This is a genomic window from Fimbriimonas sp. LA-C6 (assembly GCF_055398105.1).
Genome location: NZ_AP038796.1, coordinates 1,453,084 through 1,471,183, shown reverse-complemented (window position 1 = coordinate 1,471,183; position 18,100 = coordinate 1,453,084). Strand labels below are relative to the sequence as shown.

Sequence of the window (18,100 nt, the reverse complement as noted above, 5' to 3'; positions counted from 1 at the left end):
GGCGGTAGTTCAAACGTCCGCCACGCGGAAGGGGTAGATGTCGTATCGCTCCCAAACTCGCTGCTGGATGTAGGGTTCGCGGTCGATCCACTCTTGGAGTTGTTGGTCGGTTTCGAACTGGACAATCATAGTGCTGCCAATCATGTGGCCTTCGTCGTTTAGCATGGCGCCGCCTAGGACAAAGTTGCCGTTTGCCTTCAGTTCTTGCGCGCCTTTCAGGTGGTAGGGACGGACCTCGAGTCTGCGGTTTCGTGCCGCTTCATCCGAGCCATCCCATGCGTGAATCACCCACTGTTTCATCAACGGAGTTTACTATGCGGTGCTGGCTGCTGCGTGTAGGTGGGGCCGTTGACGGTTGGGCCGCCGGGTGTCCAGGTTAGGCGGTCTATTCGGAGGGTTCGGCCGGTGTGGTTGTCGGAGTAGAGCGGTTCGGCGGAGGCGTCCCAGGCGTGGTAGGTGATCCACCACTCTCCGGACGGGAGTTGGAAGATGGATTGGTGGCCTGGAGAGTAGACGTGGTCTTGCACCGTGGTGAGTAGCGGCTTTTCGGGCTTGGGGTAGGGGCCATTTAGGCTGCTGGAGTGGGCTGCCCAGACTTGGTAGCAGGCGTCTCGTTTGTAGGATTGGAACCAGCCGCTGGAGTAGAAGAGCCAGTATTGGCCGTCGTGCTTTACGAGAGTGGGGGCCTCGGTGACGCCTTTTTCGAGGGGGCGATCGGGGTGGATGAGAGTGGTGACTTCGCCGACGGTTTTGGAGAGGTCGGGGCTGAGTTCGACGATGTCGATGCTGCGCGGCTCTTCTTGGGTGTACAGGAGGTAGGGGGTATTTCCTTCGAAGTAGAGGGTCGCGTCGATGGCTCCTTCGGGGTTCTTGTTTGGGTTTTTGGTGACGCCTCGTATGAGCTTGCCGAGGTCTTTGAAAGGGCCTTTCGGGGAGGGGCCGACGGCGATGGCGACGTCGCGCTTCTTGGTGGTTCGGTCTTGGGCGGAGTACACGAAATACCATTTCTGGTTGAAGTGGTGGACTTCGGGTGCCCAGTATTGGGTGTCTGCCCAGGTGGGTTTGAAGACGGCTTGTTCTTGTTTCCAATGGACCAGATCGTTAGATGTGAGGAGCTGGAAGCCGGTGTTGTCTTTGTGGGTGGCGTAGGCGTAGAAGGTGCCGTTATCGAAGGTGATGAACGGATCTGGGAAGTCGTGGTTCCACACAGGGTTTGTGAATTTCGTGGCTTGTTCGTCCATCTTTTTCGGTGCTGATGTTGGGGCAGGTGGTGCGCAGGCGATCAGCGCGAGGGTGAGTGAGAGGAGTGAGAGTGTTTTCATTTCATCCCGGTGAGGGCGATGCCCTGGGTGATGTGTTTTTGGAAGATGGCGAACACAATGATCATGGGGATGGTGGCGACTGCGGCAGAGGCCATGGAGAGACCGTACTCGTTGGTGTAGCGGCCTTGGAAAATGGAGAGACCGACCGGCAGGGTTCGGTAGGCAAGCGAGTTGGTGGCGATGAGGGGCCAGCCGAAGTCGTTCCAGGAGCCGATGAACGTGAAGATGGCGAGCGTAGCTAGGGCCGGTCTGGAGAGAGGGATGATCACCCGGCTATAGACGGTCCAGGTGCTGGCTCCTTCTAGGTAGGCGCACTCTTCTAGCTCTAGGGGGATCTGGAGCATGAACTGTCGGAGGAGGAACACACCGAAGGCTCCGCTGAGTGCCGGCAGGATGAGGGCGGCGTAGGTGTCGAACAGATGCAGCCGAACGATGACTAGGAACACCGGCACCAGCAGGACTGGCGCTGGCACGAACATGGTGCTGATGATGGTGAGGGCGACTCGGTCTCGACCTGCGAATTTGAGACGTGCTAAAGCGAAAGCGGCCATGCTGCTGATGAGTAGCACGAGGGCTGTGGTGGCTCCGCTGACGAAGATGGAGTTGAAGAACCAGCGTGCGACGGGGAAGTCGGATGCTTGGTTGAACAGCTTGAAGAAGTGCTCAAGGGTTGGATGGTATGGGAGCCATTCGGGAGGAAGTTTGAGTACGTCCTCCTCGTGTTTTAGGCTTGTGGTGAGCATCCAAAAGATCGGCAGCAGGAGGATCACGACGGCCGAGATCATGCATCCGTGATAGGCCAGCGGTTTCACTCTTTGCGCCATGGTTGGTTGCTACTTGTTGGGAGGAGCCGATGGTGGGGTGCCACCTTTGCTGAGTTGGCCCATCTCGTCCGCCTGTTTCTTGCGGATGGACTGCATCTTTTCGGGCGTGACGGGGTTGTCTTCGGTGCTGCATCCGATGAGGCTGGCGCTGCAGCACGCGACGAGAGAGATTAACACGAGGATCTGTTTAGGCTTCATGAGAGTGAGGTTTTGGGGCGACGCGGTCGCCCCAGTTTGTTGGTTTAGTTGGTGACCTGGGCTGGGTCGCAGTTACCCCAGTTGCCCCAGTTGTTGATGTTCTTGGTAGGGTCGGAGGTCATGGTCGGCTTGTTGTCTGGGTTGATCCAGGTGCCGTTGATGTTGACCCACTCCCAGAAGCCGTACTCTTTGAAGGTCACGCCGTTTCGTTTTTTGAACTTGGCGTGGCCGTCGGCGTAGGCATAGTTGTCTCCTAAGTCGTGGGTGAAGCCGATCCAGGAGTCATCGATGTCGTTCGCTTTGGTGGTGCCATCGGAGAACGCGTTCATGCGTGGGTTGACGATGGCCTCTCGTACGGTGGTAGCACGGCCGGAGTACAGCACAAGGTTTGCTGGCTGGCTTGGGGCGGTCATGGACTTGTTGCTTTGGCAGCCGTTCATGACGAAGCTGGTTTTGCCGGAGCCTGCGTTTTTGGTGGGCACGAGGGCTTGATCGACGTCGTTGGAGGCCGAGATACAGACGTACATGTCCATGCTCTTAACGTAGGGGAAGACGCTACGGCCCCAGTTTTGGGATGCGCCTGGATCCATGAATCCGAGAGGGGCGTTGGCTCCACCACCGAAGCCGAAGTCGGCGCCTGCCACGGTTCCGTTGAGTCCGGTCCAAGGCTCCATGGGGACCCATATCCCGGAAACGGGTTGGACCACGAGACCTTCGCCGTTTGCGGGTGCGACATCGTCGGAATCGCCTGAGTACATGAGGGTTGCTGTCATCAGCTGCTTCACGTTTGAAAGGCAGCTTGTTTTCTTAGCGGCTTTCTTGGCCTGTGCGAAGACTGGGAAGAGGATGGCAGCTAGGATAGCGATGATCGCGATAACAACGAGAAGTTCAATGAGCGTGAAAGCTCGAGATTTATTTTGCATATGGATAACCTTCATTGGTTTTCAAAAATGGTTTTCGACATCGACGTCGGGGCGACCAAGCACTGTGTTGGGCACCGCCTCAGGAGTTTCGAGTTAGGATGTGGGCAAGGGTGAGATTCATGAAGTCATTCGTGAACCTCCCTTTTGTCGGTTGCGCCTAGAGTTCGTCGCGAGGGGCTACGTGAGGTGTAGTGCAGTCGCATGACGAGGTCTTGGGGATAGTTGCCAAATCCTGAGCCGAACAAGTTGAATCCGCCTTGGTTGACGGCATCGGGTTTGACCCCAATTCGAACTGTTACGGGCTGTTGCGGGACCAGCATGAGCTTGCTGAGGTCCACGTTGGAGACGAGGTTTCCGTCTACATAGGAGCCAGTGGAGTCCACGGACCAGATCTTGAGGAGTCCGTGCTGGGTCATGTGGTCCACCCACCAGTCGGGGTTGAGTGCGCCACGGGTTCCACCGTAGTCTCCGGGGGATGTCCAGGTTCCTACCTCGACTCCGTTGATCCAGACGGTGATGTCGGAGGGCCAATCGGGGTTGTAGTTGGGAGCTTCGGAGCAGACTTCGAGCGAGAGTTCGATTCTGTCGACGTCTACGGTGGTGGGCAAATCGTTGGGGAAGGTGTATTCCACGAAACCGGAGGCCATCCATAGGAGTTGGGCGGTGGCGCGTTCGGGGTCGAAGAAGGATTGTGGTTTGTCGAGGAAGCCGATGAACTTGGTTCGGCTGGCGAGGCCGCAGGTGCCGGTTGGGTAGGCGAGGGTGTAAAGGCCGATTGGCATCGAGATGGTTTCGACAGGGCGGGTTGAGGATCGGCCATCGACAAGGTCAAATTCAAGTAGGGATGTGACGAGAGCGCAGCGCTTTTGAAGTCCTTGTTGGCCGGATGCGTACTCGCTGATGACCAGGCCGACGGATTCTAGGGCTTGGATGTGGCGGGTTACGGTGGGCTGCGACATATCCAGAGCCGTTCCGATCTCGCTTACATTGCTGTCACCTTCGGAAAGGAGTCGAAGGATCGCGATCCGGGCGTCGGATGCCAGGACTTTGAAGAGTTCGACGGAGTCCTTCGAGGACAGATCGAGGCGACGGATACTGTTCTTCATCTTGAATGTGAACCTGCATCTCGTATCATACATGAAACAACATGAGGATGCAAGAAACTGTATGTTATTTTAGATAGCTACATACGCATGCTTTTGTGCGTTGAACCTAACTGGTTCGAGGGTGGCTCTGAAAATCCCAAAGAAAGTCATGGGAATCTGAGGATTCGATTGCATAATGTCGGTTGTGACATACGCATTAGAAGAAACGCATACATTCAAGATCTCCGACCAACGGCGTGTGACGGAGGAGTTATTCCCCGACCCGTTCGTGTGGCGAGCTGGAGATGCGTGGTATGCGATTGCGACTGGACCTTCTTCTGATGGGCGGATATTCCCGCTGATGATGTCGCGCGACTTCTCGAATTGGGTGTCATTGCCGGGTGCTGTTGAGCCTTTGATTGGGCTTGGCGATGACTATTGGGCACCGGAAGTGATCGAGTTTGAGGGTGAGTGGCTGCTGTTCTTTAGCGTGGGGAGCGGGGATCATGGGCACCAGTTACGCTTGGCGCGGGCAGAGAAACCTGAGGGGCCTTACGTTCACGTTGAGAGTCCTGTACTGGATCCTTCTTTGTGTAGTTTTGCTATTGATGCCCACCCTTATTTGGATGCAGAGGGTCGGTTGTGGCTGTTTTATGCTCGCGATTTGTTGGATGGAGATCGTCCGGGTACGAGCTTGGTGGTTGCGCCTCTAGGTGCTGATTTCAAGCTGGGTGCGGACTTTACAGTGGTGGCGCGAGCAAATTCGGATTGGCAGATCTATATGCGAGACCGTGAGATTTATGGCGGCCGGTACGACTGGCACACGCTGGAGGGGCCTTCGGTGGTGGAGCATGGCGGGAAGCTGGTTTTGTTCTACTCGGGCGGCAACTGGACCAACTCGACTTATGGGGTGGATTGGCTTAGCTCTACCAGCGTTGAGGGGCCGTGGGTTTCGGATATGCCTGAGGCGCCACGATTCTTGAGGACTTCGCAGGGGCTGGTGGGGCCAGGGCATAACTCGTTTGTGGTTGGTCCGGATTCGAAGTTGTGGACCGCCTTTCATGCGTGGGATCCGACCCACACCAAGCGGCAAATGTGGTTGGCGAGGGTGGATTGGGACTGAAGTGGGTTGGACTCGCGGCGATCGTGTTGCTGATCGGCGGCTGCGGCCGAAGCGAGTCTGTAAGTCGATCGGACAAGATCACCCTGCAGTTTTGGAACGGATTCTCCGGCCCTGATGGGGCGACGATGGAGAAGATCGTTAAGAGTTTTAATGCATCTCAGGACGGGATTCAGGTGGAGATGCAGATCATCCCTTGGGCGACCTATTACGACAAGGTGACGCTCGGATTGGCCTTTGGTGGTGCGCCGGATGTGTTCATTTTGCATGCTCACCGGATTCCCGAGTACGCATCTCACCATGCTTTGCTTCAGTTGGATTCCTTTGTGCGGGCCGGGCAGTTTGAGGCCAAAGACTACGCGGAGCGGCCCTGGCATGCGGCCCAATACCAAGGACAACAGATGGGGATTCCGCTGGACTGCCATCCCTTGGGGATGTATTACAACTTGGATCGTTTTGCTGAGGCGGGGATCACGGAGGTCCCGACGAACTACGACGAGTTTGTGGAGGTTTGCAGGAAGCTCGAGGTGAGCTCTAAGAAGCTTGGGAGAACTCGGGATTGGCCTTTTGCGTTTACGTGGCTGCACTCGAACGGGCTAACTTTTCTTAATCAGTTCGGCACTTCGTTCTTGTCTGCGGATCTTTCGCATGGGGGAATGAGCGGAGCTGAAGGGCAACAGGCTCTTGGCCGGATGGTCCAGTTGTGGAAGGACGACAAGATTGCTCCGCAGCCAGCGGGTCAGGATGCGTGGCTGGGTTTCTTGAACGGCACGGTAGCGATTGCGTTTGAAGGGGTTTACATGAAGTCGGGTTTGGACAACCAGAAAGGGCTTCGGTATGCGGCGGCTCCTGTTCCCCAGTTCGGACCGGTTAAGGCCGTGTGGGCCGGGTCGCATGTGCTGTGTGTTCCTGCTTCGATTGATGTTGCCAAGCGGGATGCAGCGTTGAAGTTTATGAGCTACGTGTCGGATCACTCGCTGGATTGGGCTGCTGGGGGACAGATTCCGGTTCGGAAGAGTCTGCTGGATACGGAGCGTTTTCGGGCGATGCGTGTGCAGTACAACTTGTCCCAAGAGTTGGACTATGTGGTGTACGAGCCTTGCTCGCCTCGGATCAATCAGGTGGGGACGTTTGGCGATGCGGCCATTGAGTCGGCGCTGAACGAGAACTCTACGATTGCTGAGGCGACTGCCCAGGCGGACCGCCGTTCGAATGCCGTTTTGTCACGTGGGGCCAGGCAGAGATGAAGCCGAATGGACGAGTTGCGGCGCTCTTCTTGGCTCCTTATGTGATCTGCTTTTGCTTGTTTCTCGTAGTGCCGATTGTTTATGGTTTGTGGCTGAGCTTGCACGATTGGCATATGTTGTCTAAGCAGTCGGAGTTCGTGGGCATCGGGAATTATCGGAGCATTTTGGGTGACGATCTCTTCCGGATTGCGCTGAATCGTACGGCGTTGTTTGTGCTCATTGTCGTTCCCTTTGGCAACCTTGTGTCGTTTCTGTTGGCGATGGGGTTGAGTCAGAACGTTCGTGGGAATGCGATTTACCGGGTTGCCTTGTACCTGCCGACGCTATTGAGTGTGACGGTAGTTGCGCTGGTTTGGCGTTGGGTGTTGGCTCCGGAGTTTGGACTGAGCAACTATCTCCTCAGCTCGGCGGCGGGTAAGAGAGTGAATCTGCCTTGGCTGGGTTCGCCTACGTGGGTGATGCCCTCGATTGCTATGCTCTCGATCTGGTGGGGTTACGGCGGAAACATGCTGGTGTATCTGGCTGGGCTTAAGTCTGTGCCGAGTGAAATAGTTGAGGCGGCCTCGTTGGATGGGGCGACTGGGTACCGGAAGTACCGCCTGATTGTGTTGCCTATTCTCAAGCCGATTGTGGTGTTTTGTTTGGTGACCAGCCTGATTGCTTCTTCGCAGGTGTTTGGTCAATCGCTCTTGCTGACTCAGGGCGGTCCGTCTTACGGGAGCTTGAGTGTGGTGCTCTATATGTATCAAACCGGCTTCAGTCAATATCAGCTTGGGTATGCGTCGGCGGTGGGTTACATCCTGTTCGTGATCTTAATGGTGGTTTCCGCGCCCCTGACTCGGAACTTGTGGAAGAGCGCTGCCTAGGGCTTAAAGTAAGAATAAGTGGGCATATGGATATGTCGTGATATAAACTATTGGTTGCGGCTCTCTTTTTTGACGTAATCACCCCATGAAATTCTTACTTCATCCCAAAGTTTCCCTTGCGGCGCTTCTTGTCGCTTCCACTTCATGCCTCGCCATCGCCGAGGATCACTATCTGAACATTGGTGACGCGGCACCTGCGTTGAAGCCTGCAAAGTGGCTTAAGGGTACGCCCGTTAAGCAGTTTGAGAAGGGCAAGATCTATGTGGTTGAGTTCTGGGCGACCTGGTGCGGACCTTGCAAGGCGAACATCCCTCACTTGACCGAACTCGCAAAGAAGTACAAGGGGCAGGTCTCCATTACAGGCGTAAGCGTGTGGGAAACTCAAGACCACACCAGCACGGCCTACATTGCGAAGGTCGCTGACTTCGTAAAGAAGCAGGGAAGCGCCATGGATTACAACGTCGCCGTGGATGGCATGAACGACGAGGTTGCCAACAAGTGGATGAAGGCTGCTGGAGAGGGCGGGATTCCTGCTTCTTTCATCATCGGGCGAGATGGGAAGGTTGCTTGGATCGGCTACCCGCTGGAACTTGGCAAGGTTCTTGACCAGGTCATTGCGAACAAGTTTGATATTGTAGCCGCTCGAAATGCTCGCGCGCTGAGCGTGGAGGGTATTCGACCCGTTACGGAAGCGCTTGAGAAGAAGGAGTATAAGAAGGCACTTGAGCAGATTGAGATCGCTGTCAAGAAGCGTCCTAATTTGGAGCGGTACCACATGTACAGCAAGCTGGTCGCCCAGCTTCATGTCGAGCCTCAGGTAGGTATCGATTCCTGCAAGAAGATCATCTCGGAGTCTGCGGGAGATATTGGCGCGTATCGCATGGTTTGCTCGATCTTTGCCACCTACTCAGACCTCTCCCCTGAGGCGTACAAGTACGGAAAGGTGGCTCTCAGCGAAGCCGTTGAGAAGAACGAGATGAAGTACATGTTCATGGCGATGTCTTCTGAGGTGTACAACTTCACGGGCGACAAGGCAGAGGCCATCAAGTTCCAAGAGCAGTCCATTGCATTGGCGGAGAAGGATTCTCATGCTCCTGCTGAGTTCGTTGAGATGCTTCGAAAGAAGCTTGCTAAGCTGAAAGCGAGCAAGTAGGCTTCGTTTCGTCCCCTCATCCTAGTTGTACATGGGTGAGGGGCTTCCCGAACTTCTTCTGCTCACTCTTCTGTGGGGCGTGTAAAGCGCTGGGAAGACGTGTCGCTTATCCTGCGAGGTAAGGTGCTGGAATATGGACGGCCAGTTCTTGCCTTCGGAATGGAGTTTTGAGGGGATTTCTGTCCGCGATGTACGATTCGATGAAGTGTCGATTGTAGCGGAACTGCATGGGTCTCGGGCCGCGGTTGGGGACTTGGATTCTGCGTTCAATCCGGTAGAGCTAGAGGAATACGCGGGACTGGTTCAGGCATCAAATGAAGGTGTTTTAGAAGGAAAAGCGTTTCGGTTGCAGTTGATCCTTTATGGCGGTGAGCCGTGCGGGTATTTCCATGCGACCAGCGGAATTCCTCATGCGGGAAGTCTGTTTATCGGGATCTTCTTTGTCACTCCTGATCTCGCGGGACAAGGAGTTGGGAAGCGGGTCGTTTCCGGGTTGGCTGAGGTGGCGTCGGGGCTCGGGTTCTCCCGGATGCTGTGCAACGTGTACCTGAAGAACCTGCGGGCGCTGAGGTTCTGGGTTGGGCAGGGTTTTGATCACATTGACAAGGTCGTGATCATGGAGGATTCGGGTGAGCCGGATCGAATGGTGCTTGAGCGGAGGTTGTGAACGGCTACACTCTGCAAGCGCAATGGTTGACCTACTGATTTTCTACGGTGCAATGCTCTTGGTGGCGGTGATATGGCCGCTTTCCATGATCCAGCGGGGCCTGCCTAAGTTTGCTCCCGACGGTGGGTTTCTCGAGTTTGATGTTCTTCAGGCTAAGTACGAACTTGCCTATCGCAAACGGATTGTTTTGACGATTTGTTGTCCGTTGCTGTTGGCTTACTTTTTGTATCGATCATTTCAACCGGTGGATGTATTGGCCGCGAGAATGGTGCCCGGTACGGGGCCAATGTTGATCATGTTTGGGACGACGTTCTTGGTATCGGTGACGGCAGCCGTGGTGCTGCGTTATCAAAGCGAGAAGGTGATTATCGCTCGATTCCCTGTTTTTTCTGATTCACTTCAGCCGTTGAGCACTCGTCTGTTCAATCTTTTGGGAGTTGGAATCCCACTTGCTCTGTTCGCTGCATCCTATGCTTACAATTCGGACGAGATTGTGTCTCTTGCGTTAGTGGCAGGAGCTTTGATCGTGCTGATTGTACGGATTAAGCTGGCACCTCGACTTATGAAGCGAGGGCAAATCCACGTCCCTATGGACTCTTCATTGGGACAGGCAACTTCCCAAACGATGAGTCGGTTCGGGTTCACGCCAAATGAGCTTGTGTTTGTGCCGCAAATGACGACGAATGCTTTTGCAATGCCGAACGGAACTGTTTTGGTCTTTACGGGTTTAAAGAACATCCTCACTGAGAACGAACTGCAAGCGGTGATTGCCCATGAGCTTTCCCATGCTCGCGATGGGGATGGACGAAAAATTCAGATGCGGATGTTCGTTTGCAGGTTCGGAGCTCTTATGCTATGTGCTCTGGCTGGTTACCTTCTGGCCCAAACTGAAGCAGGTAGGGCATACGTGTTGCCCGTTGTTGTTTTTGCTGCTGCGTCTCTTTTAAACGTTTCTTCCATGATCGTAGGGCGGTTTACAAGATCGCTGGAATTCAAATGCGATCGCGATGCGGCTAGTTTCGGCTTCGGACCGGATTTGTCATCTGCCCTCATCAAGTTGCACCGATGCATGGGGCAGCCGATTCGGTATATCGGATTGGATCGAGTGCGGCTTACGCACCCTTCCTTAGAGGATCGTCTTGTTGCACTTAAAGCCTTGACTCCGCCCTAGTTAGGCTTACCAGGCGCTCTTGAGTTCCCAGACGTCGAGCCTGCCGGTCCAGGTTCCGGTTTTCTCCACCAGGACTCCGGCGAAGGAGTTGGGCTTGGGGAGCATGAATAGCGGCATCGAAACCAGACCGTTTTGTGCGTAGATTTCTAGGGTCGTTTTGTCGGCTAAGACACGGAGCTGGAGCGTGCCACTGCTGGTGTCAATCGAGGTCGTTTTATCGAGTGCGGAGAGCGTGTGCTTTTCGGCATCGAAGGTGACGACGACGCCATTGAGGGTTAGTTTGAGGATGCCGGTGGTTGGGACTTTCCAGGTGCCAGAGAGATCGAAGAGTCCGGTTGAGACTTGGAATTGGTTGTCTTTGAGGGCGACCTTGTGAGCTCTCAGTGATCGGACTTCATTGATCGGATTGATGGTAAGCCGGGGACCGTCGGAAGTGGATTTTAGGGCGAGTGTGGTGGGGAAGCCCATTTGCTGATTCCACGTGCAGCCTGGGAACTCGGAGTTCTGAAACCACGCGATCTGTACTCGACGGCCCTTGGGATCGTTATAGTAGGTTTGGGCGGCGTAGCTGGTGTTGCCGAAGTTGGATCGGATGGGAGCGGTGGTGGGCGTGAACTTTATGCCGTCGAATGTGCCTAGACGGTAGTTGCCGTTAGCGCCCCAGAAGACCCACTGTTTCTTTTGGGTGTCGCCGTCCACGGGGAGTTCGAAGAAGTCAGGGCACTCGGAGGTGCCGGGCATGGAGACGTCGCAGATTTTGGTCCAGGCTTTGAGATCGCTGGAGTTGAAGATCGCGTAGCGGTCCCCGTCGAGATAAAGAGCGAGCACCCATTTCTTGCTTGGTGCGTGCCAGATGACTTTCGGGTCTCGGTTGCCGTTGGCCAGGTTGGGGAGGATTGGATTGCCGGTGAATTTGGTGAAGTTTCGACCATCCAGTGACCATGCGAGGCACTGGGTGTAGGGCTTGCCTTTCGACTGCTCGTTTTCTCCGCCTGCTGCGGTGTAGATGCAAACGAGAGCGTTTTTGCCAAAGCCGGCGGTGTTGTTTTTGTCGATGACTGCCGAGCCGGAGTACATCGTCCCAAGTTCGTCGGGCGTGATGGCGTTCTCTAGCTGCTTCCAGTGGATCAGGTCCTTGCTGACAGCATGTCCCCAAGTCATATTGCCCCACTGGGTTCCAAAGGGGTTGTGTTGGAAGAACAGGTGATACTCTCCGCCTGAGTACACGAGGCCGTTCGGGTCGTTCAGCCAGCCGGTTTGGGCGGTGAAGTGAAACTGAGGGCGGAGCGGCTCCATATACACCTGCGTAATGGGTATCAACACGACATAACTATAGCCTGATTGATTGGTGGGAATCCTCTAGAACTGATGCGAACCATCATGCTTGCATGCGCTTGGGTAGCCCCGTATCTCAGTATCCGGAATCCGTGTAGAGCACTCGCGGAAAGATTGGCTTAAACGTACATGTTGATGTTACACTTGTAATGGTAATTAGTCGCGTTCCATCAGACGGTCGGCGACGGAAGTATTTCGGTCAGTATCGCGTCTGGTCCACACCGTTTTTCTGTAGCAAATTAAGCCAGAGCGTGAGCTGACTCCCCATTCATTTCCTATGAAACTACTCGCTCAACTCGCCATTATTGGACTCAGCGTCTATCTAGGTGCGGTAGCGCTTGCTACCGCACAGTGGATGTTTTTGCGTTCGAGTGGAGCTTGGGGTGGATTTGTGGAGCCATCTAGGGCGTTCCTTCTTTACACCTTCGGCGATTCCGCGGGGAAGGTTTGGGGGACATGCGCGACGTGGGCTGGGATTTGTGCAACACCACTTATCGCTTACTCCTTTGGCGCGAAGTATAGGGTCGCAAAGGTCGCGGCATGCCTCCTTCCGATGGTGGTCTTGACCTTTGTCTGGTACGCGGTCTGCAGCGGCGGGCGGCCTCAATTTTCCTTCGGATTTTTCAAATCATTCCTGGTGATCCCTGTTGCCCTGGTGTGTCTGATGGGGTTTGGTGTGTCCTATTTGATTCGTCTGGCTGATACATCTTTGAGTCAGATCAAGCCAAAGGACGCAGCCCCACCGAGTCGTCGGCCTCATGGCCCATACAATCTGGGGGGATTTACCTTGATTGAGATACTCGTGGTGGTTGCGATCATCGCGATACTAGCCGCCCTCTTGTTCCCTGTATTTGCCAAGTCGACGCAAGGGGCTCGTCAGACATCGGATGTGAGCAAGCTTCGGCAGGTCTTTTTGGCCATTAATCTCTACGAGTCGGATCATGATCAGGCCACGCCTCGGTATCTCGAAACTCTGGTTCCGACGTATGCTCCCAAGGAGATCATGGCCTCCGACCTCGACGAGCGAATGCATAGCTCGCAAACCAGTTTTCCAAGTGCGGTCTGGATGATACGGAACGTGGACGATCCCGCCGATGTCGACCCCAAGGTGTCGTATCCCATAAGCTGGGCATTTCTTCCGACCTTCTCGGCGCGTTTTCAGAAGGGTGTTACCTTGGAGTCTTTGCGGGCTAAACCAGAAGTAGGACTTATTGCGGACGTCACCACGGGACCCTGCTCTGGGAGATGCGTCAGTGAGATGAATCCCAGCGATGTGGCGTGTCCCCGACCCGGGTGTTTTACGGTGAGGAATGATGGGTCTCTTGTGAAGCGGATCAATTCCAAACCCGAAGTTTTGGGATGCTTCAACTATGAACAGATGTTTCTGTTCTTTCCCATGTGACAGGCGCAGCCACTTTAAGACTGCGCCCGCCCCATGTTTAGTAGAGGATACGGCCGGACTGGATGAGTCGCTGGCGGTTGGTGTCGCAGGGGACTGCGATGTGAGTTGCGGGGTCGAACTCCTTGCCGATGCACTTGCTACCTGGCTCCACATAGATCTCTAGGTGGGTGTTGGAGTAGCCGCTAGGCATGTATCGGACATAGTAGCCATCTGGGTGCAGGGACCATCGACCGCGAGGAGCTTCTCGGCTGCCTTTGCCTTTCTCAATGTCGCCGGTGAGCACGGCAATCTTCTCGAGATCCTCGAATTTTGCGGTGGGGAGGGTGAGCTGTTGTCGCAGTTGGTTTTCCGCTTGCATCACCTGCTGAACAAAAGGAGGCTCCTTGACGAGGCCTCTCTGCATCAGTTCATCGGAGATGAATCCCATCGCGCCACCGTTCATGTCGAGAATCTGTTGAGGGGTTAGCAGTTGAGTGGAGATTTCCCGAAGGTCTGGCTGTAGGTCCGAGAACTTCGTTCGGGCGATCATTGCCCAAAGAAGCAGCTGGATCTTTCGCTGTGGGATGTCCGTGTGCTTCACGGAGTTCTGACAAACCGCGATGACCGCCTTCTCATAGGGGCCTTTGGGTGGAGCGTAGAGGTAGCAGTCGCCTCCTCCAGGGCCGTGAGTGCCCGCATGGAGACAATAGGATTCAAGGTTGGCGCCATACGCGCCTTCCTTCAGGATGAACCCGCCGTTTGGACCGCGTTCAAGGTCCTTGAGGCTCTTCTCCTCTGGGTTGAAATCGTCTTTGTTGGGTGCTTCCCACTTCGCATCTTTGAGAGAAGTAGTGATAGCCGGTCCTTTCTTAAATAAGTTTTCGACTCCAGGGATGCCCGGGAGCTTATTTCCGCCTAAACCAGGAATCTGGGCTATGGCAATCCCACAGCCTAGAAGCAACGTTATGATCACACTTGATTGTTTCATTGCACGGACAAGCATACATGGATTGCCAATTGAAAATTGATTGACACGAGGTGTGCAACTTTTGGCAAACCTGTTACCATGGCGAAACTATGCTATTGCTTGCCGCTCTCCGCATGGCCTCGCTTGCGTTCACACCGTCCGTGACGCCCATCCCAATTGGGTGGCAGGGTCACGGAGGGAACGGACAGCACATCGCTCAATCCGTGATCGGGGCTCAACATCTGTCCCGTATTGTGTGGTCCACACCCGTCGATTTGAACCCACGATACTCAGGGAATGACCTTTTGAGTCACTACGGGACCCCGTGCGTTACGATGCGCAACAACGTTGTGGTGCCTTTGAAGCTCAATGTCGATTCTGGCTTCCAAGTGAAGACGCTGAGCGGTGCCTCCGGGGCGCCGCTGTGGACGGCCGCAAGTGACTATGTGATGCCGCCTCACGGCTGGACGCCTTCCTTTGGACCCTGTCTTGTTTCTGCTCCAGCGACGACGGGAAGTCCAAGTGTTCAGCTCGCTGCGTGGCCCATGGCTGGTGGGCGCGTGGCATTTCGATCTGCGGATGCCGCGAGTGCGAGCGTCAGCGTGGTCACGTTCTATGGGGATGTTACTTATCAGGCAAACGCCAGCGCCTATAACGATGCAGTGAGGATTTGCACGCCGCTCACGCCGGGGGCGGATGGCTCGGTCTACTTTGGCTTTAAGGTGCTTTCGGATACGCCTGCTCATCTCAAATCCGGAGTCGCGAAGATTTCTGCGGCCGGGGTTTGTAGTTGGGTCGCTGCTACGGATGCAGCCAACGATGCAGGGATCACTCAGGTTAAGATGAACGGGGCACCTGCCATCACCCGCACAGGCGATGCGATCTATGTGCCTCTTTCAAACGGTGATTTCGGAAGAGGGGTGTTGGCAAAGATCGATGCCGCCACCATGACACCTATCACAAGAGTTGCCTTGAAGGATCCCAAGTCAGGACTCGACGCGTTGATAGACGATTCTGGAACAGCCTGCCCACTGGTCGCACCAGACGGAGACGTTTACTACGGTGTCCTTGAGAACTCTTTTGGATCGAATCACCTTCGAGGTTGGATGCTCCATTTCTCAGGTGACCTGAAGACCACCAAGATCCCGGGTGCGTTTGGGTGGGACGATACGGCATCCGTCGTGCCTTCCAAACTTGTTGCATCCTATCACGGGACATCCGCCTATTTGTTGGTCACTAAGTATAACAACTACGTAGAAGGTGGAGGTTCGGGGGCCAACAAGATTGGCCTACTTGATCCTTTTGCCTCTTCGGTTGAAAGCGTTTCGGGCATTTCAACTATGGCCGAAGTTGCGACGATTACCGGGCCAACTCCGGACGCAGAGTTTGTCGCCGACCATCCATCTGCTGTTCGCGAGTGGTGCGTGAACTCCGCCGCGGTGGACATCCCGAACAAATGCGTGATCCTGAACTGTGAGGACGGCGTGCTGTATCGTTGGAGCCTTACGAGCTTGACACTCACGGAGAGCATTCGGCTCACGGACGGGATTGGGGAGGCTTATACCCCTACGCTCATAGGAACGGATGGCAAGGCATATGGGATCAGCAATGCTCGACTTTACGCTGTAGGTAACTCCGTTACACCGTGATCACCGCGCTGATTGCTGCATGTTTGGTAGGCCGCTCGTCGGCCTACATTCCCCGTCTCGACCTAACTGCTTGGCGACAGGCCGACAAGAACGGGCGATCGTGTGCCTCATGCCACTCTCCAGATGGAATCGAACTGGCCGTGTTCGGATATGGTCGTCAAGATTTGCTTCGGCGTGCGGGAAATCATCTCCCGATGTCTGGTCAAGAAGCTGTCTTGAAGATGATTCTCAACCGTCGAAAGACGTTGTCGGTGGCAAATCTCAACCCGCTGGCAAGCCGCCCACTTCAACCAGGGGCGGTGACTCTTCCTGGAAAGACCGCCGAGGCTCGCGATGCTGAGTTTGTAAGTTCGTTGAGGAAGCTTGCTCCTAAGCTGATGGGACCGAAGGTTTCCTCGCTCAAAGATGCACAAGCAGTTCGTGAGGAGATCTTGGGGATCGATCTCTCAAGGTTACCGGTGGGGATCACAATGAACCGGCTGAGTGAAGACGGGTTCCACGGATCTGAGCATGCTTCGCTTGCGCACTGGATCCCAGACGTACCCATCCCGACATCGCCTAAGTTCTGGGAGGCCGAAGACAAGTACTTGGCCTCGCCGTCCTATGCCACGTTGCAAGAGCTGGATAATGTCGTCCGAGAGCAGTTCAAACCGAAGACTCCCATCGAAGAGTTGGCTCTAGCTAAGTATCGATCTCTTTTACAGCTACAACATCAGTTACGCATTGAACAGAAGCAGGCACTGGCGGAGCCTCTCCCGAGACCTCTTTTTGGTGATAACCCTATGTGGCAGATTGCTGAAATCGGGAGGGTGTATGCCATGTCCGATGGAACCGTTCTCGGACTTCCCGCAGACGTGGCAGCAGCCAAAACAAAAGGAGTAAGCCTGGAACAGCAGATGCGGGAACTGCGACTTCCTTGGTATTGGCTAGGCTGGATTGCTGACCCATCGTTAACGCATAGTGGTCCTCAGCGAGAAACACTACGCGCTGACTACTTTTCACAAACTCTTTTGCACGAGGGGCCTTATCCTGCTCACGCAACGTTTATGTTGCTGAGAAAACTCTGCGAGCAATCGAGAAATGAAAATACTCGAACCCGACCGTGGGAAATCCAGTTCTCGTTCCTGCTTCTCGATCGACAGTTCGTCGAGTGGGAGCCTAAGAACCCATCTGATAAGGCGAACTTTAGGCGTATGTGTATGAACGCTTTCTTAAGCTGTTTGTACTTATTGCAAGCGGACCTTGCTGAGAAACATGCCGCGGTATTCCCAGAATCTCAGCAGCTGCAAGTTAAGCGAATCTCAGAGTATCTTGCTGCAATTCAGCAATCCGAACCTGCGTTAGTAAGCAATGTCCTCCAATCGCTCAAAGCAGCACGTCGCTATAGGTAGGTGAAGCCGCCCAAGTTGTGAGTGTTACAATTGCTGGAAAAGTAGTCGCGGTCCCCTCCTATTCTAAGAGTAATCCTATACTGAAATGGCATGCTAGGATTTTTCCTAGCATAGGAGGAGACAATGAAGTTGAATTTTAGATGGGTTGCCATGAGTGCTTGTGCCGCAACCCTATGCGTTCCCGCAATGGCCAGTTACGATATTTACGTAGGTTATGCCGATGGCATTCGCGGTGGTGGGTTCTTCCCTAATCCGTGGGATGGATCGAGCGGAGTAACGTTCCTAGGTGGTTCCGGAAGCGGAGTATATGACGCTGGCGCCATTATGTTTGTCAATACGGGTGCTACAAACATGACGCTGGATCCAGGTGTCTTAGTTGATAACTTCAACTCGGGTGGCACCTCGTTCCAACTATGGGATGGCATGATCGGTACCGGTATTGTTGTTGCCCCTGGAGATAAGGTGATTCTCACTCAAACTTCGGACTACGACTTCGACACCAGTGACTACTCGAACGCCTCTCAGGCCACGCCTTCCACTTATACACCCAAGGTGCATTTCAGCATTGATGGAAACTCATCGGTGGCAGTCGATACCGCTCAGGTTCTCAACACGCTTGGATACGATCTGGCGAGCGTGAGAAACGAGTCTTTTAGTTGGAGACTGATTGGTACCCACGGTCAGCCTGCGCCGGAGCCTGGCACGATGGCTGCGCTGGGTCTCGGCTGTGCGGCTATGCTCCGACGAAGACGCAAGAAGGCCTAGAGGCTCATCATCTCGAAAGCCCCGGACCGTCGGTTC

The 18,100-nt window shown here is 54.7% G+C and carries 18 protein-coding genes; 10 read left to right on the top strand and 8 right to left on the bottom strand.

Features of this window, described 5'->3' with window-relative positions; all coding sequences use genetic code 11:
* Positions 1 to 9: 9 nt before the first annotated feature.
* The 6 genes from ACZ51B_RS06935 to ACZ51B_RS06910 form a co-directional block, all read right to left on the bottom strand.
* Positions 10 to 300: a YciI family protein gene (locus ACZ51B_RS06935; protein WP_464296507.1), complete on the bottom strand. Its 291-nt coding sequence runs from the start codon at positions 298 to 300 to the stop codon at positions 10 to 12.
* Complete coding sequence (locus ACZ51B_RS06930) at positions 300 to 1,322, bottom strand: glycoside hydrolase family 43 protein (protein ID WP_464296506.1); 1,023 nt, start codon at positions 1,320 to 1,322, stop codon at positions 300 to 302. The genes ACZ51B_RS06935 and ACZ51B_RS06930 overlap by 1 nt, the downstream gene beginning before the upstream one ends.
* Positions 1,319 to 2,146, bottom strand: coding sequence for a carbohydrate ABC transporter permease (locus ACZ51B_RS06925; RefSeq protein WP_464296505.1), 828 nt, complete (start codon positions 2,144 to 2,146; stop codon positions 1,319 to 1,321). The genes ACZ51B_RS06930 and ACZ51B_RS06925 overlap by 4 nt, the downstream gene beginning before the upstream one ends.
* 9 nt (positions 2,147 to 2,155) lie before the next feature.
* Positions 2,156 to 2,344 carry a hypothetical protein gene (locus ACZ51B_RS06920; protein WP_464296504.1) on the bottom strand — a complete coding sequence of 63 codons (189 nt, stop codon included), beginning with the start codon at positions 2,342 to 2,344 and terminating at the stop codon, positions 2,156 to 2,158.
* Positions 2,345 to 2,388: 44 nt separating this feature from the next.
* The gene (locus ACZ51B_RS06915) at positions 2,389 to 3,267 is read right to left on the bottom strand and encodes a prepilin-type N-terminal cleavage/methylation domain-containing protein (protein ID WP_464296503.1); all 879 of its coding nucleotides are present in this window, start codon (positions 3,265 to 3,267) and stop codon (positions 2,389 to 2,391) included.
* A 125-nt stretch (positions 3,268 to 3,392) separates the two neighbouring features.
* Positions 3,393 to 4,373 (bottom strand): ArsR/SmtB family transcription factor, encoded by a 981-nt coding sequence (locus ACZ51B_RS06910; protein ID WP_464296502.1) that lies wholly within the window; start codon positions 4,371 to 4,373, stop codon positions 3,393 to 3,395.
* Between the two features lie 175 nt (positions 4,374 to 4,548).
* Here ACZ51B_RS06910 and ACZ51B_RS06905 point away from each other — a divergent pair, with 175 nt between their 5' ends.
* From ACZ51B_RS06905 to ACZ51B_RS06880, 6 genes are all read left to right on the top strand, one after another.
* Complete coding sequence (locus ACZ51B_RS06905; protein ID WP_464296501.1) at positions 4,549 to 5,475, top strand: glycoside hydrolase family 43 protein; 927 nt, start codon at positions 4,549 to 4,551, stop codon at positions 5,473 to 5,475.
* Complete coding sequence (locus ACZ51B_RS06900) at positions 5,418 to 6,719, top strand: ABC transporter substrate-binding protein (protein WP_464296500.1); 1,302 nt, start codon at positions 5,418 to 5,420, stop codon at positions 6,717 to 6,719. Before ACZ51B_RS06905 ends, ACZ51B_RS06900 begins: the two co-directional genes overlap by 58 nt.
* Entirely contained in the window at positions 6,716 to 7,585 is an 870-nt protein-coding gene (locus tag ACZ51B_RS06895) for a carbohydrate ABC transporter permease (protein ID WP_464296499.1), read from the top strand. The genes ACZ51B_RS06900 and ACZ51B_RS06895 overlap by 4 nt, the downstream gene beginning before the upstream one ends.
* 85 nt (positions 7,586 to 7,670) lie before the next feature.
* Positions 7,671 to 8,738, top strand: coding sequence for a redoxin domain-containing protein (locus ACZ51B_RS06890; protein WP_464296498.1), 1,068 nt, complete (start codon positions 7,671 to 7,673; stop codon positions 8,736 to 8,738).
* A 133-nt stretch (positions 8,739 to 8,871) separates the two neighbouring features.
* The gene (locus ACZ51B_RS06885) at positions 8,872 to 9,405 is read left to right on the top strand and encodes an N-acetyltransferase family protein (protein WP_464296497.1); all 534 of its coding nucleotides are present in this window, start codon (positions 8,872 to 8,874) and stop codon (positions 9,403 to 9,405) included.
* Positions 9,406 to 9,427: 22 nt separating this feature from the next.
* Positions 9,428 to 10,576 (top strand): M48 family metallopeptidase, encoded by a 1,149-nt coding sequence (locus ACZ51B_RS06880; RefSeq protein ID WP_464296496.1) that lies wholly within the window; start codon positions 9,428 to 9,430, stop codon positions 10,574 to 10,576.
* A gap of 6 nt (positions 10,577 to 10,582) precedes the next feature.
* On the opposite strand, the gene ACZ51B_RS06875 is transcribed toward ACZ51B_RS06880, so the two are convergent.
* Entirely contained in the window at positions 10,583 to 11,899 is a 1,317-nt protein-coding gene (locus tag ACZ51B_RS06875) for a glycoside hydrolase family 32 protein (protein WP_464296495.1), read from the bottom strand.
* Positions 11,900 to 12,188: 289 nt separating this feature from the next.
* On the opposite strand from ACZ51B_RS06875, the gene ACZ51B_RS06870 reads away from it, so the two are divergent.
* Complete coding sequence (locus ACZ51B_RS06870) at positions 12,189 to 13,313, top strand: prepilin-type N-terminal cleavage/methylation domain-containing protein (protein WP_464296494.1); 1,125 nt, start codon at positions 12,189 to 12,191, stop codon at positions 13,311 to 13,313.
* A 37-nt stretch (positions 13,314 to 13,350) separates the two neighbouring features.
* On the opposite strand, the gene ACZ51B_RS06865 is transcribed toward ACZ51B_RS06870, so the two are convergent.
* The gene (locus ACZ51B_RS06865) at positions 13,351 to 14,265 is read right to left on the bottom strand and encodes a hypothetical protein (protein ID WP_464296493.1); all 915 of its coding nucleotides are present in this window, start codon (positions 14,263 to 14,265) and stop codon (positions 13,351 to 13,353) included.
* Between the two features lie 104 nt (positions 14,266 to 14,369).
* Here ACZ51B_RS06865 and ACZ51B_RS06860 point away from each other — a divergent pair, with 104 nt between their 5' ends.
* The 3 genes from ACZ51B_RS06860 to ACZ51B_RS06850 all read left to right on the top strand — a co-directional run bounded on the left by ACZ51B_RS06860 (position 14,370) and on the right by ACZ51B_RS06850 (position 18,064).
* Entirely contained in the window at positions 14,370 to 15,908 is a 1,539-nt protein-coding gene (locus ACZ51B_RS06860; protein WP_464296492.1) for a hypothetical protein, read from the top strand.
* Positions 15,905 to 17,299 carry a hypothetical protein gene (locus tag ACZ51B_RS06855; RefSeq protein WP_464296491.1) on the top strand — a complete coding sequence of 465 codons (1,395 nt, stop codon included), beginning with the start codon at positions 15,905 to 15,907 and terminating at the stop codon, positions 17,297 to 17,299. The genes ACZ51B_RS06860 and ACZ51B_RS06855 overlap by 4 nt, the downstream gene beginning before the upstream one ends.
* Positions 17,300 to 17,422: 123 nt before the next feature.
* Positions 17,423 to 18,064 carry a PEP-CTERM sorting domain-containing protein gene (locus tag ACZ51B_RS06850; RefSeq protein ID WP_464296490.1) on the top strand — a complete coding sequence of 214 codons (642 nt, stop codon included), beginning with the start codon at positions 17,423 to 17,425 and terminating at the stop codon, positions 18,062 to 18,064.
* Positions 18,065 to 18,100: the final 36 nt, after the last annotated feature.

What these genes read in the sequence shown, in the direction of transcription:
- ACZ51B_RS06935 (WP_464296507.1), bottom strand. Translation starts at nt 300, where the DNA reads ATGAAACAGTGGGTGATTCACGCATGGGATGGCTCGGATGAAGCGGCA.
- ACZ51B_RS06930 (WP_464296506.1), bottom strand. Translation starts at nt 1,322, where the DNA reads ATGAAAACACTCTCACTCCTCTCACTCACCCTCGCGCTGATCGCCTGC.
- ACZ51B_RS06925 (WP_464296505.1), bottom strand. Translation starts at nt 2,146, where the DNA reads ATGGCGCAAAGAGTGAAACCGCTGGCCTATCACGGATGCATGATCTCG.
- ACZ51B_RS06920 (WP_464296504.1), bottom strand. Translation starts at nt 2,344, where the DNA reads ATGAAGCCTAAACAGATCCTCGTGTTAATCTCTCTCGTCGCGTGCTGC.
- ACZ51B_RS06915 (WP_464296503.1), bottom strand. Translation starts at nt 3,267, where the DNA reads ATGCAAAATAAATCTCGAGCTTTCACGCTCATTGAACTTCTCGTTGTT.
- ACZ51B_RS06910 (WP_464296502.1), bottom strand. Translation starts at nt 4,373, where the DNA reads ATGAAGAACAGTATCCGTCGCCTCGATCTGTCCTCGAAGGACTCCGTC.
- ACZ51B_RS06905 (WP_464296501.1), top strand. Translation starts at nt 4,549, where the DNA reads ATGTCGGTTGTGACATACGCATTAGAAGAAACGCATACATTCAAGATC.
- ACZ51B_RS06895 (WP_464296499.1), top strand. Translation starts at nt 6,716, where the DNA reads ATGAAGCCGAATGGACGAGTTGCGGCGCTCTTCTTGGCTCCTTATGTG.
- ACZ51B_RS06890 (WP_464296498.1), top strand. Translation starts at nt 7,671, where the DNA reads ATGAAATTCTTACTTCATCCCAAAGTTTCCCTTGCGGCGCTTCTTGTC.
- ACZ51B_RS06885 (WP_464296497.1), top strand. Translation starts at nt 8,872, where the DNA reads ATGGACGGCCAGTTCTTGCCTTCGGAATGGAGTTTTGAGGGGATTTCT.
- ACZ51B_RS06880 (WP_464296496.1), top strand. Translation starts at nt 9,428, where the DNA reads ATGGTTGACCTACTGATTTTCTACGGTGCAATGCTCTTGGTGGCGGTG.
- ACZ51B_RS06870 (WP_464296494.1), top strand. Translation starts at nt 12,189, where the DNA reads ATGAAACTACTCGCTCAACTCGCCATTATTGGACTCAGCGTCTATCTA.
- ACZ51B_RS06860 (WP_464296492.1), top strand. Translation starts at nt 14,370, where the DNA reads ATGCTATTGCTTGCCGCTCTCCGCATGGCCTCGCTTGCGTTCACACCG.
- ACZ51B_RS06850 (WP_464296490.1), top strand. Translation starts at nt 17,423, where the DNA reads ATGAAGTTGAATTTTAGATGGGTTGCCATGAGTGCTTGTGCCGCAACC.